12 protein-coding genes are annotated in these 15530 nt (G+C 44.0%); 1 reads left to right on the forward strand and 11 read right to left on the reverse strand.

Features of this window, described 5'->3' with window-relative positions; genetic code table 11:
• Nucleotides 1-42: 42 nt before the first annotated feature.
• The 5 genes from aceB to AC58UU_RS04870 all read right to left on the reverse strand — a co-directional run bounded on the left by aceB (nucleotide 43) and on the right by AC58UU_RS04870 (nucleotide 4554).
• A complete protein-coding gene (aceB, locus tag AC58UU_RS04850; RefSeq protein WP_497314001.1) occupies nucleotides 43-1623 on the reverse strand; it encodes a malate synthase A in 1581 nt (526 codons plus the stop codon).
• Between the two features lie 39 nt (nucleotides 1624-1662).
• Entirely contained in the window at nucleotides 1663-2940 is a 1278-nt protein-coding gene (gene aceA / locus AC58UU_RS04855; RefSeq protein ID WP_497313507.1) for an isocitrate lyase, read from the reverse strand.
• 33 nt (nucleotides 2941-2973) lie between these two features.
• The gene (locus AC58UU_RS04860; RefSeq protein ID WP_156411099.1) at nucleotides 2974-3141 is read right to left on the reverse strand and encodes a hypothetical protein; all 168 of its coding nucleotides are present in this window, start codon (nucleotides 3139-3141) and stop codon (nucleotides 2974-2976) included.
• 188 nt (nucleotides 3142-3329) lie between these two features.
• Nucleotides 3330-3527 (reverse strand): hypothetical protein, encoded by a 198-nt coding sequence (locus AC58UU_RS04865; protein ID WP_497313509.1) that lies wholly within the window; start codon nucleotides 3525-3527, stop codon nucleotides 3330-3332.
• Nucleotides 3528-3738: 211 nt separating this feature from the next.
• Nucleotides 3739-4554 carry a phytanoyl-CoA dioxygenase family protein gene (locus AC58UU_RS04870; RefSeq protein ID WP_497313511.1) on the reverse strand — a complete coding sequence of 272 codons (816 nt, stop codon included), beginning with the start codon at nucleotides 4552-4554 and terminating at the stop codon, nucleotides 3739-3741.
• 179 nt (nucleotides 4555-4733) lie between these two features.
• On the opposite strand from AC58UU_RS04870, the gene AC58UU_RS04875 reads away from it, so the two are divergent.
• Nucleotides 4734-5639 carry a helix-turn-helix transcriptional regulator gene (locus tag AC58UU_RS04875; RefSeq protein ID WP_497313513.1) on the forward strand — a complete coding sequence of 302 codons (906 nt, stop codon included), beginning with the start codon at nucleotides 4734-4736 and terminating at the stop codon, nucleotides 5637-5639.
• 76 nt (nucleotides 5640-5715) lie between these two features.
• On the opposite strand, the gene AC58UU_RS04880 is transcribed toward AC58UU_RS04875, so the two are convergent.
• The 6 genes from AC58UU_RS04880 to AC58UU_RS04905 form a co-directional block, all read right to left on the reverse strand.
• Entirely contained in the window at nucleotides 5716-7338 is a 1623-nt protein-coding gene (locus tag AC58UU_RS04880; RefSeq protein WP_497313515.1) for an extracellular solute-binding protein, read from the reverse strand.
• A gap of 36 nt (nucleotides 7339-7374) precedes the next feature.
• The gene (locus tag AC58UU_RS04885; RefSeq protein ID WP_497313517.1) at nucleotides 7375-9732 is read right to left on the reverse strand and encodes a helix-turn-helix domain-containing protein; all 2358 of its coding nucleotides are present in this window, start codon (nucleotides 9730-9732) and stop codon (nucleotides 7375-7377) included.
• Nucleotides 9733-9879: 147 nt separating this feature from the next.
• Nucleotides 9880-10761 carry a carbohydrate ABC transporter permease gene (locus AC58UU_RS04890; protein WP_497313518.1) on the reverse strand — a complete coding sequence of 294 codons (882 nt, stop codon included), beginning with the start codon at nucleotides 10759-10761 and terminating at the stop codon, nucleotides 9880-9882.
• A gap of 10 nt (nucleotides 10762-10771) precedes the next feature.
• A complete protein-coding gene (locus AC58UU_RS04895) occupies nucleotides 10772-11701 on the reverse strand; it encodes an ABC transporter permease (protein ID WP_497314003.1) in 930 nt (309 codons plus the stop codon).
• Between the two features lie 89 nt (nucleotides 11702-11790).
• Nucleotides 11791-13410: an extracellular solute-binding protein gene (locus AC58UU_RS04900; RefSeq protein WP_497313520.1), complete on the reverse strand. Its 1620-nt coding sequence runs from the start codon at nucleotides 13408-13410 to the stop codon at nucleotides 11791-11793.
• A gap of 213 nt (nucleotides 13411-13623) precedes the next feature.
• Nucleotides 13624-15270, reverse strand: a complete 1647-nt coding sequence (locus tag AC58UU_RS04905) for a helix-turn-helix domain-containing protein (RefSeq protein WP_497313522.1) — start codon at nucleotides 15268-15270, stop codon at nucleotides 13624-13626.
• Nucleotides 15271-15530: the final 260 nt, after the last annotated feature.

A 15530-nucleotide genomic window follows, 5' to 3' on the forward strand; every position in this document is an offset into this window, starting at 1 on the left:
AAGACAGAAGCCTCCTAAAGGCCCTGTCTCAAATTACTTCAATTACAAATATCGATAACCTTGTTCGGTTAAAAAAGCTTCAAATTCAGGAGAAACCGTCATCTGGGTAAAAAGAACATTTGCTTGATCAAACTTCATTTGCTGGAATGTCTCATCCCCAAGCTTTTCTTTGATCTTTGCCATCTCTTCAACTTGAATCTGTTGAAATAATTCTGCCGTTACTTTGCGCCCGTCATCCAAAATTCCTAGTGGATGGTGGATCCACTGCCAAAGCTGCGCACGTGATATTTCCGCAGTGGCCACGTCTTCCATCAAGTTGTTGATCGGTACAGCACCGAAACCACGCAGCCAAGCTTCCAAATACTGAATGCCGACGCTGACGTTCGTCCGTATCCCATTCTCTGTTATCGGCCCCTGCGGCACCTCTAACAATTGTTCAGCGGTAATTTTGGTATCAGAAAGCTGCTTGTCAATTTGATTAGCTGACGGCATATACTCATCGAATATCGCTTTTGCCACGGGGACTAATCCGGGATGAGCCACCCATGTGCCGTCGTGACCATTTCTCACCTCGCGCAGCTTATCTGAACTTACTTTCGCCATCGCTTCTTCATTCGCCTCCGGATCATTCCTCACCGGAATTTGGGCGGCCATGCCTCCGATGCAAGGCGCATTCCGCTTATGACAGGTCTGGATGGCGAGCAGCGAATAAGCTTTCATGAAGGGCGATTCCATCGTAACGAGCGCTCGATCGGGAACGATGACGTGCGGCTGCTTCTGCAGCTTTTTAATAAAACTGAAGATATAATCCCACCGTCCGCAGTTCAAGCCTGCGCTGTGCTCGCGAAGTTCATACAAAATTTCGTCCATTTCAAAGGCAGCGACGATCGTCTCAATGAGCACCGTGGCTTTAATCGTACCTTGCGGAATGCCAAGCTCCTGCTGAGCAAATAGGAACACCTCATTCCAAAGACGCGCCTCAATATGGCTCTCAAGCTTAGGCAAGTAAAAATAAGGTCCGCTTCCTTGCTGAATCTGTGTCTTTGCATTATGGAAAAAGAATAGGCCAAAATCAAATAACGAACCTGAAACAGAGTGCCCATCAACCTGCATATGTTTCTCTTCCAAGTGCCAACCGCGAGGACGAACTTTGAGCACTGCCGTCTGGGCTTGAAGATTGTAGCTTTTCCCTTCCGGACTGGTGAAAGCGATCGTTCGACGAACAGCATCGTACAAATTCACTTGACCGTCGATCGTATTGTTCCACGTTGGCGAGTTAGCATCCTCGAAGTCTGCCATGTAGACGTAAGCGCCAGAATTGAACGCGTTAATGACCATCTTACGGTCACCTGCTGGACCTGTTATCTCAACTCGTCTGTCTTGCAAATCCGCAGGGATCGGTGCTATGGTCCAATCGCTGCTGCGTATCCTTGCAGTTACTGGCAAAAAGCCCGGCAGCTCACCTGCATCAATACGACTCTGCCTCAGGTTGCGCTCCTGCAACAGCTCTAGGCGTTTTGCTCCAAATGTACGCTCAAGATGTGCTACGAATGCCAGTGCTTCCGGCGTGAGAATCTTCTGCCCCTCCGTAGAAGTCGGTTCGATTTCAATTCCCCTTAGCATGGTTTGATCGATCAATATCCTCATCTCCTTGCATTGCTATTAAGAAGCAAATTGTTCCTCTTCTGTGGAGCCGGAAAGCGCAGTAGTGGAAGAAGTACCGCTTGTAATAACTTGGGAAACTTCATCGAAATAGCCCGTTCCTACTTCGCGCTGATGGCGTGTCGCTTCATAACCGCGAGATTCACTAGCGAATTCCGTTTGTTGGAACTGAGAATAAGCAGCCATACCACGATCTCTATAATCGTGAGCGAGTTCAAACATGCTGTGATTCAAAGCATGGAAGCCTGCCAATGTCACGAACTGGAACTTATAACCGATCTTACCTAGCTCTTGCTGAAATTTTGCAATCGTAGGTTCATCTAATTTCTTCTTCCAGTTAAATGAGGGAGAGCAGTTATAAGCAAGCAGTTTGCCTGGAAATTTCTCATGAATCGCTTCGGCAAAACGTCTTGCTTCCTCCAAGTTTGGCTCCGAGGTTTCACACCAGACCATATCCGCATATGGCGCATAAGCCAGACCGCGTGAGATCGCTTGATCCAAGCCTGCATGTACATAAAAGAATCCTTCGGGTGAGCGTTCGCCAGTTAGAAAAGGTCGATCATTCTCGTCAATGTCGCTCGTCAGAAGACTTGCTGCATTCGCATCTGTTCGAGCGATTAGCACCGTCTCCACACCCATCACATCGGCCGCCAGCCTTGCTGCGATAAGATTCTTTACGGCTTGCTGCGTTGGCAGCAGCACTTTACCGCCCAAATGGCCGCATTTCTTTTCGGAAGAGAGCTGATCCTCGAAATGGACAGCTGCGGCTCCTGCCTCAATCATGCCCTTCATCAACTCGAACACGTTAAGTGGTCCTCCGAAGCCAGCTTCCGCGTCTGCCACAATAGGGAGATAGAAGTCAATGCTTCCCTTGCCTTCCGCATGCTGGATCTGATCGGCGCGCTGCAGCGCCTGATTAATTCTTTTCACAACGCTAGGAACGCTGTTAGCTGGGTAAAGACTTTGATCGGGATACATATGACCGGATAAGTTCGCATCGGCGGCAACTTGCCAACCGCTCAAATAAATCGCTTTAAGTCCTGCTTTTGCTTGCTGCACTGCTTGATTTCCCGTTAGAGCGCCAAGTGCAGGTACAAAGTCTTCTTCGTTGACCCGTTTCCAGAATTTGCGAGCTCCCTGCTCAGCCAGTGTCTGTTCAATGATTACGGAGCCACGAAGGCGAAGCACATCCTCAACCGAATAAGGTCGAGACACCCCTTCGAATCGCTTGGAATTCCAGCTTGCTTGCAGTTGTTCACTTTGACTTTGTTTGCTCATGATCCTATGCACTCCTTTATTGGGTTTTGTTTTTTAAAAGGATACGTCTAGAAATCCGCTGCCGCCGCAAATCGGACAAGTGTTGGGCCAGAGTACACGATCCTGACCAAAATGGATGGACGATCCCTCTTTGTGAAAGTGCTCATCTGTGCTTCTCATTTCCTCTAAATCTCCATTACCTTGGCATGTTGGACAATCCATTGTTGTTTCCTCCTCTAATGTATTAATACAGTTTTGTTTTTGTTATATAATATATAACACATTACAGAATAATGTTCAATACTGTTTTATAAAATTAGTTATTTTTATTAATTTACTATAACAATAAAAAAACCCACCGAAAACTCGGTAGGCTTTCATTTCATTATATAAGTTGCGCAGTCCGCCAATTATCCCACTTCCACATCATTATCAAAGGCATAGTACAGTGTCAAAGACAATGGAGACAATGGATACAGAGCAGTTCCACCGCATTCATCATGTTCCTTATGAACTTCTTGTTTTGCAACAGACCGCTGAAAATCATAAGCGCGAAGGTTTGTTATTTTCCTTCTTTCAAACTCCATCGACGATGCCAAACTACTCATAACCATCTCTCCCTTCAACATATGAACAATTGTATCAATACAGTATGTGTTTATATATTATATTGTATAATAAAATAAAACATTTATGCAATAACAATTTTTAAATATTTTTAATGTTATATAACACACTTCATGAAACACTCTAAAACAGCAATTACCGGTAAACAAAAAAATGATGTGGCAAGATTAGACCTTGCCCCATCATTTTTTGTTACTTCTTATAAACAACCGGAAAATCATCTCCGGTCAATAGTTCGCCTGGTTGAACATGAACATGCTTATTCATGGGATGATTGCCTACAGGCTCATAACGAATATGTCCTGGCATATAATGGACCGCAATTGCACGCCGTTTCATCTGCGATCGATTCGGCAGTGAGCCGTGCCATGTCATGCAGTGATGATAGCCAACCTGACCCTTCTTGATCTCGAACGGAACCGGCTTAATCTCCACACCTTCAGGCAGCAGTTCAGGACGCTTATGCTGCGGCATATGGTCAGCGCCGTGAAGCAAATGCCGCTGGTGATCTCCCCATTGATGACTGCCGGGTACCATCCACATGCAGCCGTTCTCAACAACAGCATCGTCCAGCGCCACCCATGCGCTTATTAGTTCTGCAGGCTTGATGATCGGCCACAGCGGATGGTCCTGATGCCATTTCGTAGGCCCGCCTGTGACGGGCGGCTTGTATTGAATTTGATCGTGCCATATACGTAATGTGTCCGTACCGGCGAGCTGCGCAACATCCTCGCATAATGCGAGGTTAGCTGCATGCTGCAAGTAGACATCGCTGGCCATCCAGATGTTAACAACCTGAACAATTGTTTCACTGGCTTCCATGCTCATGCCATATTCACTGCTCTCTGATGCCAAGTTGCGATTCAGTATCGGTTTCTTAACGGTCTTCCCTTCCAGTACAAGATCCAGCTCACGACGCAGAATCTCAACTTCCTCGTCATTCAGCACAACATCGCCCTTAACAAAACCATCACGTTCAAACAACTTTACCTGCTCCGCTGTCAGCATGCCTAATCCCCCGTCCGCTAATTGTCGAAGCCGATGTTTCGGCTTACAAGATCAAGTGTATCAGCATACGGTTCGCTAGTCGTTGCCGCAAAGATTAGAACTAGTTGTACTTTTCAAAGGTTTTTGGCCAAGAGCAGCGAAGTAGCATAGAATAACAAATCGACGAAGGAGCACGCCAGATGGAACCTTCTCACCCGCTCGGACCGATAGCCTTATTACTCCCTACAGTGAACTATGCAAATGTGGAAAAAGATGTTTCGGCAGGCTTCGTTTTCGGCCCCCGTACGATCCCTGATTGCCAACTTGTTTACGTTGTGTCCGGTCGAATGGATTTGTGGATAGGCGCCAATATGTACTCGCTACTTCCCGGCGAATGTGCTTATTATGGATCGGGAACGCCACATATGTTAGCCGTACATCTGAGTAAAGCAACAACGTTCATCAGCCTGCACTTCGATTGGCACCGAGTGTCTCCAGAGCCTGTTCACCCTGGCGCTAAGCTGGAACGCTTTGCAGGCGGACCGCCATTTGACTCGCCGCTGCCATACACGGTTGAAGTCGAAGGTTATGGCAGTGTAACCATTCCTGATCATTTCAGGCTAGTCACGGGAGAACGGTTGCTGTATCAGATTGTTCAGGAATACAAAGAGCAGGAGCCCGGCTGTTCGCTCGTTTTAAGAAGTCTTCTGATGCAAGTATTAGCTGAAATTGTTCGTCAAGAATTAAAAATTCCAGCGCTTCATAGCTCCAAGCGAAACATGATTGGACCAGCGCTGCAGATGATTAGGGAGCATCCAGAACATCCGTGGACCTTATCAGAGCTAGCTCAGCAGTGCGGTTATCACCATGCCTATTTTGCCCAATTATTTAAGGAAGTGATGGGCGTCTCACCGAAGCCCTATATGATTCGTAAACGGATTCAACTGGCGAAGAAGCTTCTGCTGGAGGAAGAAAAAGTAGAGGTTGTTGCCAGCAAACTCGGCTACGCTTCCGTCCATTACTTTAGTCGGCACTTTAAATCAATTACCGGTATGTCTCCGTCTTCTTTTCGACTTTACGGTGGCGAGGGACGCCCTATGGCTTAATAGCTGTAGAAGTGGATTGAAAGAAAAGGGCTAACACATTGTCATAGACGTTGCATTAGCCCTTTTATCATTACTCTTAACGCTTATAATATCGATCTAAAGCTGATTTCTGGATCTGAATGGCACGATCAATTTTGGAGGCTTTAATTTTACTCACATAGGTGTCAAAAACGTCCAATGGCTCCGCGCCAAATATGATTTTTAGCGACATCTCGTCGACAAGCGTCATGACATCGATCATGATGGAAGAAAGCTCCGCGCTTTCTAGCTCTGTCTTCGGCATTTGCGGGAGTATATGACTGTCAACATCGGTATTTGCCCAAACTTGAATGGCATCCATTTGCTGGGGAAGCGTGTAATATTGCTCCATATAACGAACGTCCTGGACAAATGGACCGAAATAACTAGCTCGGTTATACATCGAAAGGGCTTGAGATGGCGCTAGTTTATTGGGATTTCGCAAAATTAAATCCGTATATCTCGGATATCCGCCTTCCATGTTATAACTAATTCCCTCGATCCCAAAATTGAAAAGCATATGACCTTCCGCGCTATATCCGTAATCTAGCAGCTTCGCAGCTGCTTCAGCGTTCTTGCTTTTGCTTGAAATGGCAACCCCGCCTGTCCCCACATACGCATAACTCCGCTGACCGAACTTAGGCTTATCGCCTTTTATCAATACCGGATAAGGTGCAGGCCCTAACAATGCTGCCTTTTCTTTGTCCTGAACGATGGGCTGCCATTTCCCAATTCCTGCGCCAGCATTCCATATTGTTGCCCCGCTTCTTCCTGAAATCATATTGGCATCCAACGTTTTGGTATCAACTGTAGCGATATTTTTATCAATCAACCCTTCTGCATACCATTTGCGAAAAGTAGAGAGAAACTGTTTATAGCCCTCTTCCATCGGCCCAAACTTCACTTGGCCGTTATCCAAGTAGAACCCTTTTTTAATCCCATAGGCACCCACGAAAGCACCGCCCTCAATGCCGAATAACGGATTGGGGACCCCTAAGAATGTCAATGGAGCAGTAATCCCCTTCTTTTCTTTAAAAGCTTTTAAAACCGTGTACCATTCATCGATTGTCGTTGGCGTCTGGAGACCAAGCTCTTGAAGCCAATCCAGACGGATAATAGGCCCCTGATAGGTTTGAAGTAATTCGTCACCCCGTATGAATGGGAACACATAATAACTGCCGTTGTCCGTTTTGACCTGTTTATCGATTTCCGGGTGTTCACTTAAGTATTTTTTTAGATTCGGTGCATGCTTATCTATGAGATCATTCAATTTCAAAATATAACCGTCTTTAATCGCCTTCTCCGGTCCTCCAGGATGGTTATCCCATTCATATTCCATCATATCAGGCAAATCGCCTGATGCTAATAAGACATTCATCGCTTCTTTCGCTTGATTAGCTGGCGGTTGTATGAAAGTCAGCTGTACCCCTGTCCGCTTCTGCCATTCTTGGAAGAACGGTATGTCCTGAATGTTCGGTTTTACACTCGCCGCATTGCCGTTAAGTTCAGACCAATAGGAAAGCATCTTTTTGGCCTGATCAGGTTGCTCTACCTTGGAAGTGTCTTTATTCGGCTCCTCTGCGGGCTTTGCTGAGTTATTTCCAGAGGTACAAGCCGATAACAACAGGGTAATTACCCACATGAACAATAGGATTGAGGTACTTATACGTCTTTTACTCATCTGGTAACCCTCCATTGCCTTAATACTTAGCGTGAATCAGTTCATTTCCTTGAATTTCCCGGGAGTAATCCCCTCGTACTTTTTGAACACTCGAATAAACGTCGCAACCTCATTGTAACCCACATAATTGGCAATATCGGATATGGAGTCTTGCTTATAACTGATCATGCGTTTGGCTTGCTGAATGCGAACCTTTGTGATGTAATCGAACAGTCCCTCACCCGTTTGATCCTTAAACAATTTAGAGATATAACTACCTTTTAATTCAAAGCGTTCACCGATTGTATTCACATTTAAATTAGAATCCTGATAATACTCGTCGATGTAAAGAGTCACCTTGGAGATAAGCTCACGCAGCGTCTCTGCACGCTCTTTGGACAAGTTCGTCTCCATTTTCACAGCTGCAAATGCACAAACTTCTTTGAGCAAGGTTTGGAGTTCATGCTGCATTTCCAGTATCGTATCACAGGCGATGATCTTATCCATCCACAATGGATTATCTCCTAAAATACGGCTATCACCGTCTCCTAGTTCATTGATCGCCTTCACCATCGTACCGACAAGATTGAAAATGAGACATCTCGCCAAGGTTAGTGACACGAGGGGCTTATTGAAATTCCGCTCCATAATTTCGTTCATACACGAACTTACCTGTTCAAAATCGCCAATTTTTATCAGATTTATAATCTGCTGCTCGACCTGAAGCGGATAATAATAGCCCAGCTGTTGCTGATCCGTGGAATCGATTCGAATCTCATCGTAGGTGATGATCTCTCTTTTTCCTCGAACCATCTTATATTCCATGGCATCCAATGCCTCACTATATGCCTCGGCGACTCCAAACAAGGAGCCATGGATGCCGCCGATGGATACCGTAAGATCCATGTTGAATCGGATTAAAAACCGCTGTGCTTCTGTGGCAATCCAAAGAAGGTCCTGCTTCATTTCGGCAGCTTCGATATCTGCAAAGTTCACAAGACAAACCATCATATCGTCTACTTCTGCCACACAACCTGCATGCCCATGCTGACCAACAAGCTCTTCCACGACATTGGTTATAATGAACTGTATGAGTTTCCTTCTATCATTCATATCCATTCCTGGCAAATTGGAGGAAAGGCTGTCCTGATTCTCAACAGCAAATAAAATGACGGCAAAATCATTAGAGATTAAATCAATATGGAACGATTTGAAAGCTTCCTCATATGGAATCAGTGTATCCATCTTCCCTTTTAGGAGCCGATTCAACATATTGGAACGCAGCACGTGGTGATGAGATTGCAATTGTAAAGCAATTTTATCTTTTTCATTTCTTGTTTGTGAAATTGCTCTTTGGATGAAGTTGAGTTCATTTCCATCTGGCCGTTCCTGGGTGGAATTCTTATCAGAAAGCGACTGAACCAGCCGCTGAATAGGCGAATAATTGCGGCGCATAAAAAACCATGTCAATACGCCTGCTCCCATTAAACTTATTAAAATGCTAATATAGGTGAATTTACGGACATATTCCGCTTTCTCCCAATAAATACGACTAGGAATAACCAAAACATATTTTAAATCAGACACAGCAGATTGCATATAAAATAGCTCTGAATCCCCATTCTGCGCCGGCTTATACATCACATCATCCCTATCCAACAATTGCTCCAAAATAAGGTTCTTATTGACCGACACAGGTAAATTGGAAAGAAGAACTTGATTATCATAATTAAGAATTAATATCTGTCCGCCACTAAACCCTGAGATTGTTTCCATCGCTTTCTGAAATCTTTCCATGTCTGCCATGACGACGACGGTCCCGGTTTGTTTGCCGTTCAAATCCTTTGGCAGGTGTGCAATATAAGCGATTGAGTTTAGAGGATTCGCCGCATCCGTACGAGGCAATAAGAGAAATTGGTTATTTGCGGCATTATGTATCGTATCTAGCCATTGCTCGTATCGAAGCGTTCCTGTGTTGTGAATCGTATCAAAAGCAGTCTTCAGGTCCCTGACGTTTCCCGGACGGAGGATCGAGGATTCCTGATCCCAAGTAACATAAAATTCATCGATCGTTGCATAAGACGTTTGGTACATCCTAAATTCTTTCACCAATTGAAACGCGAGGAACTGATCGTCGTTTGATCGTAGATTGGAGTACATTAAGCTTTGAAGCTTTGCATTCCAAGTGATCTCCATATTCAATCGTTTCATTAAATCGATTTGATTGTCTATCGTATATCGGACTTGTTTCAATAAAGAATCATTCGCACGATGAATCTCACTCTTAAGTGCTTCACTGGATTGCATATATATAATCCAGCTCATCAGCATGGGTACGAACAACACCGCGCTATATGAAATTAACCAAGTAAAAATAATGCTTTTTCGCTTCTGCCAAAGAAATCGGAATTTCACATGGATCTCCCTCCCATTGAATGGTGGATGAATGTCTGGAGGGATTGTCTCCACTTACCTCTATTATACCTCTGATTGCAAGGGGAGGAATGTCCAAAATGACAAAACCGATTGACAAAAGCTCTATTCAAGCCATTTTACACAGATTTAACCCTTCAAAGAACCGACCATAACCCCTTTTACAAAGTAACGTTGAACAAAAGGATAGATACAAAGTACAGGTACTGTTGCTACGATTATTGTCGCATATTTAATTGTTTCACCTATTTGATGTCGATCTCCCGCATCTGCCCCTACTGACATTCCGTCTGTAGAATTCGAGATTAATATCTCACGGAGTACAAGTTGTAAGGGGAACAGGTCTCTGCTCTTAATAAATACAGAAGCGTAGAACCAAGCGTTCCATTTATCAACCGCATAATAGAGAATCATAACCGCAATGACAGGCATGGAAAGCGGAATAATGATTTTGAACAAGATGGTAAAATGGTTCGCTCCATCGATTTTAGCTGATTCTTCCAAACTATCGGGTACTGACATGAAGGCTGTACGCATGATGATGAGATTAAAGGTACCGATCGCAAATGGAATAATCGTTGCCCACAACGAGTCCAGAAGGCCAACATTCTTCACAACTAGATATAAAGGAATTAAGCCCCCGTGAAAAAACATGGTGAACACGATGATCAGCATAAAGGCTTTATTCCAAATGACGTTTTTCCGTGAAAGCACGTAAGCACCCAAGGCTGTCATCAAAATATTCACTAAAATACCGAACACAACGATAAATAGCGTATTGCGGTATCCAATTAGAATACCTGGGTTTTTCATGACACCTTTGTACGCTTCCAGACTAAAACCTAAGGACTTATATAGAATTCCCTTGTGAGCCACGAGCTGACCTGCTTCACTAAAGGATGCGAAGACGACATATAACAATGGATATAAAGTAGCAACCACTAGCACTACTAAAATGAGATGAATACCAATATCGAACAATCTTTCAACTATACTAGGTCCCTTATTCATTTGCTTCACCTCACCATAAACTGCTTTCATTTACTTTGCGGCTGATATAATTGGCTGTAACCAATAAAATAAGATTGATTACAGAGTTAAATAAGCCGACTGCTGAGCTGTAACTCCATCCGAATTCAAGTAATCCCTTACGATAAACAAAGGAAGAAATGACATCCGCTGTTTCATACGTGACTGGATTGTAAAGGAGAATAATTTTCTCGAATCCTACATTTAATAAATTCCCCATTCGCAATATGAACATGATAGCAATCGTCGGCATGATGCCTGGTAAGGTGATATGAATGATTTGCTTCCATCTGGTTGCTCCGTCCATACGCGCAGCTTCATACTGCTCGGTATCAATACCCATTAATGCCGCAATATAAATGATGGACTCCCAACCAATTCGCTGCCAAATCTCCGATAGAATATAAATAGGACGGAATAAATCAGGCTTCTGCAGCATCGCTTGGCCATCATATCCAAAAGTCATAAGGATCCTGTTGATCACACCATCGGCGTTTGTAAAATCAGTTATAATCCCACAAATAACAACAAGTGAAATAAAGTAAGGCATGTACGTAATGGTCTGAGCCACACGCTTGAACATCTTGCTGCGCACTTCATTGATTAGCAATGCCAGAATAATCGGAGCTGGGAATTCAAATACCAAGGAGTACAAACTGATAACAAGCGTATTTTTTAAAATGCGCCAAAAATAAAAACTACTGAAAAAATCTTGAAAATGCTTAAATCCTACCCACTCGCTGCCTAGGATACCTTTCATGGGCGAATATTCTTTGAACGCAATCAGTGCTCCATACATAGGGGCATAATGAAAGATAATATAATAAACAAGCACAGGAACCATCATCAGATACAAGTATTTATTCATTATGAAATCACGAACATATCGATTTATGCCCGGTTTTTTCTTTGCTAGTGCCATACTTTTGAGCGGTTGCGTAGTCTCCATCTTTTCCCTCACCTCATTTTGAATGGATGGAGAGAGCAACGCTCTCTCCACTTTGTTCCGCATTATCTTTTGTTATAACGATCCAAAGCTGCCTTTTGAATTTCAATCGCACGATCCAACTTCAAAGATTTCATTTTATCTAAGTATTTCGGATATTGATCGACGGATTCAGTTCCAAGAACGATTTTTAACGTCATTTCATCTACCAGGGTGTTGATGTCACTCATGATTTTTGCATATTCCGAACTCTCTTCCGGCGTTGGCGTAAGCGGAGGCAGACTATACTTATCTGTATCCGTTTTCTTCCAAACATTGATCGCCTCACGCTGGGTTGGCAATGTAAAAAATTGTTCGGCATATCGTTTATCTTGGATGAACGGACCGTTATAGCTGCCGCGAACATACATGGACATCGCTTGCGCCGGAGCTAATTTATCCGGATTTTTCATCAATAAATCGGTATATTTCGGATAACCGTTCTCTAAATTGTAGCTAACACCTTCTGTACCGAAGTTGAAAAACATGCGTCCAGCTTCACTATACCCATAATCCAACAGCTTCGTCGCTAACTCAGGATCTTTCGCCTTCGTCGTAATAGCCACAATGCCTCCAGAGGAATACGGTTTATCCTTTTGACCAAATTTAGGGATATCTCCTTTTTTCAATACCGGGTAAGGAGCTGCCACCAATTGTGCTTTGGGATCTTTCGCTTGGACAATCGGCTGCCATTTCCCAATACCGCCTCCAGCATTCCCAATACTTGCTCCCGTGCTAGCTGTAGAGAAGTTTCCATCCAACGCTTTCGAATCGACAGTTGCAATATTTTTATCCAACAAGCCCTCTTTATACCATTTGCTGAATAATGCCATATAATCCTTGTATCCGCTCTCAGCTGGACCGAATTTGATTTGTCCATTTTCCAAATAGAAATTGCGGTTAACCCCAAAAGCCCCTAGAAACGCGCCATTATAAGAGTCATTGAAAAAGTTCGGTTTACTGATGAAAGAAAGAGGTGCCGCTGCTCCTTTCTTTTCTTTAAACGCTTTAAGAGCAGTTGTCCATTCATCAATCGTTTCTGGTACAGGAAGACCTACCTCGTCTAGCCAATCTTTGCGAATAATTGGACCTTGGAATACTTGCAGATACTCATCTCCCCGAATGAAAGGAAATGCATAGTAGCTGCCGCCATCGGTTTTTACCATTTTGTCAATTTCGGGATTGTCTTTCAGAAATTTCTTAAGGTTAGGCGCATGCTTGTCGATCAAATCATTCAATTTAAGGATGTATCCGTCCTTAATCGCCTTCTCAGGTCCACCCGGGAAAGTAAGGAAATTATATTCGATGATATCCGGCAAATCCCCAGATGCCAACATGACATTAAGAGCCTCTTTGGCCTGACCCGTCGGTGGTGCGGAGAACTTGAGCTGCACGCCCGTCTTCTTCTGCCAATCTTGAAAGAAAGGAACTTCAGCGTGGGTTGTTTTAACACCGGTTAAATTCGGGGTCAACTCGCCCCAATAAGTAAGTGTCTTATCGGTTTTGATTGGGTATGTCGTCACAGCGTTGTTCGCAGAAGGCGACGTTTCTTTCGTTGTATTAGGTGTAGATCCCGTCTGAGAGGAGCAAGCAATCATTGTGCCCATCATCAAGACAGTCATAGTAGAAGCTAACGTTTTCTTCATTCATTGACCCTCCAGTAATTTTATGGTGAGATGCATCTCTTCCCTTAGATTAATGGAACGCCCCTGACTTAAATATGAGTAAAATGAGGAATAGCATGTTGATTTTCATTCAGAAAACTGATTATTTCTCCAAAGCAATAGACTATTTCTAAAATCATTGGCCATATTTACAAAAAAAAGAACTAGCGTAAGATCATCGCTAGTTCTTATACCCTATACTTTCTCCAAACTCTCCCGATATGCCTTCGGGCTAAAACCCGTCATTTTTTTGAAAATGCGGCTGAAATGCTCGGGGTTGAGGTATCCAATTCTTTCCGAAATATCGGAAATTTTGATCCCCAGCTCGAGCAGCTGCTTAGCCTCTTCGATACGCAGCTTGGTCAAATAGTGGATGAAATTGCAGCCTACTTCTTTGACGAACTGCTTGCTCAAGTAGCTTTCGCTCACGCCCACCATCTCACTGATGAGCGACTGATTAATTTCCTCACGATAATGCAAATCAAGGAATTTCTTTGCACTAGCAATAGAAGGACTATAGCGCGCTGCGTTCACAAGGCTATTCCCGTGAATAGCTGAATGAGCACGCTGTAATAGCTGTCTGACATACTGCTGCGTTTCCTCCAGCGTCTCCATCTGTTTGATTTCATCAAATGGATTGTGAGATGTAGGCTGAATCTCCTCCAAGCGTATGCCTTTTGCATAAAGAACAGCGCCGAGTTCCCACAACATATCAACGAAGAAAGCTCGCACCCTGTCAGGCAGCTCCTGCCTAGCATCATACATTCGCTTCTCCAATTGCTCATACTCAGGATCCCACTGACTTTCGTCAGGTTGCTTCAGAGCTTGAAGCAGTGCAAGCCTCCTAGCCTTCAATTCATCCCACAACTCGTTGCCCCCTGTGTCTTTCACACAGGATTCATGGGCCGCTGATTCCCGATAAAACAGTTTCCCCAAGCCGGCAAAATAACTTTTCGCTGTCAACTGCTTGGCCTGCTGGTATAAGCGTGGCCACTGCCTACAGCCGTTTGCCAAATCGCTAATACCAACCGAAATAGAGGCGTTCACATATTGCAGCAGGCGAGTCTGAATCATCGTCAGTGCGCTATGAATGTGGGCACGAATCGCCGATTCACTGCGATCGTGCGGGAACGCGCACAACAAGACGTATTCGCATGCTTCCCGTCGAACAATTTCATGCAAAATGGACATTTCGTGAAAAACAGTTTGGATCGTCTGTTGAATGAAACTATGCAGCTTCGTCGTGTCGATACCTCGTGCTATTTGAATGATAATCGCCATCTCGTTCGTTTCATTTAACAAACCGTTCGCAGATAAAAGCCATTGTTCGAACGACTCTGCGTCTTCCTTTGGATCGAAGTCTAGAAGCTTCTGTAATAACGCATCCTTATCCGATTGTTGGACTAGCTGCTTGTCCGCATGTTCAATCGCCTCTGTCTTCGATACGCCGCCTAACCGGACTAACTCCTCTACGGCTTTCGCGATAACTGGTACGATATGCTCCTCATCCATATCTACCTTGACGATGTAGTCGAGAGCGCCGAGAAGGAAAGCTTCCCTCACATAGCTGTAATCGCTATAGGCGCTAAGGATAATTGGAATCGGACGCTTCGTTAATGCTGGGTCATTCAATGCCTTTAATAACTCGATGCCGTTCATTCGCGGCATTTGGATATCGACTAGCAGCAAGTCGATGTCGCCACGGGCCTTAAGAAGCGAGAGACCTTCGACACCGTCACCTGCTTCGCACACGATTTCAATATGGAGAGCTTGCCAATCGATCAAATGATGCAAGGCCAAACGAACTAACGGTTCATCATCAACGATCATCATCTTGTACATGGTAGTTACCCCTCATATAGAAATTCGTCTGAAGTCTATCATTATAAAAAGTATATATTACAGAACAATACTGAGCAATTGTCGTTTGTTTCTTAGACCTAACATAGCATAGTACATTTGGAAGCGCATTCACATGATTTATTTTGAATAAAAGATGATATTTTTGGTTGAATTTAAAACATGGGGAAAAGAAATTAAGCCAGGAAAAAGTTACTCCTGGCTTAGTATCAAAACATTTCAGTCAATTAAGGAAGTTGTTG

This window comes from Paenibacillus sp. JT22N1 (assembly GCF_059692155.1).

Coding starts and splice junctions, on each gene's coding strand:
- AC58UU_RS04865 (WP_497313509.1), bottom strand. CDS start 3,527: ATGAGTAGTTTGGCATCGTCGATGGAGTTTGAAAGAAGGAAAATAACA.
- AC58UU_RS04905 (WP_497313522.1), bottom strand. CDS start 15,270: ATGTACAAGATGATGATCGTTGATGATGAACCGTTAGTTCGTTTGGCC.
- AC58UU_RS04875 (WP_497313513.1), top strand. CDS start 4,734: ATGGAACCTTCTCACCCGCTCGGACCGATAGCCTTATTACTCCCTACA.
- AC58UU_RS04895 (WP_497314003.1), bottom strand. CDS start 11,701: ATGGCACTAGCAAAGAAAAAACCGGGCATAAATCGATATGTTCGTGAT.
- aceA (WP_497313507.1), bottom strand. CDS start 2,940: ATGAGCAAACAAAGTCAAAGTGAACAACTGCAAGCAAGCTGGAATTCC.
- AC58UU_RS04900 (WP_497313520.1), bottom strand. CDS start 13,410: ATGAAGAAAACGTTAGCTTCTACTATGACTGTCTTGATGATGGGCACA.
- AC58UU_RS04890 (WP_497313518.1), bottom strand. CDS start 10,761: ATGAATAAGGGACCTAGTATAGTTGAAAGATTGTTCGATATTGGTATT.
- AC58UU_RS04870 (WP_497313511.1), bottom strand. CDS start 4,554: ATGCTGACAGCGGAGCAGGTAAAGTTGTTTGAACGTGATGGTTTTGTT.
- AC58UU_RS04860 (WP_156411099.1), bottom strand. CDS start 3,141: ATGGATTGTCCAACATGCCAAGGTAATGGAGATTTAGAGGAAATGAGA.
- AC58UU_RS04880 (WP_497313515.1), bottom strand. CDS start 7,338: ATGAGTAAAAGACGTATAAGTACCTCAATCCTATTGTTCATGTGGGTA.
- aceB (WP_497314001.1), bottom strand. CDS start 1,623: ATGCTAAGGGGAATTGAAATCGAACCGACTTCTACGGAGGGGCAGAAG.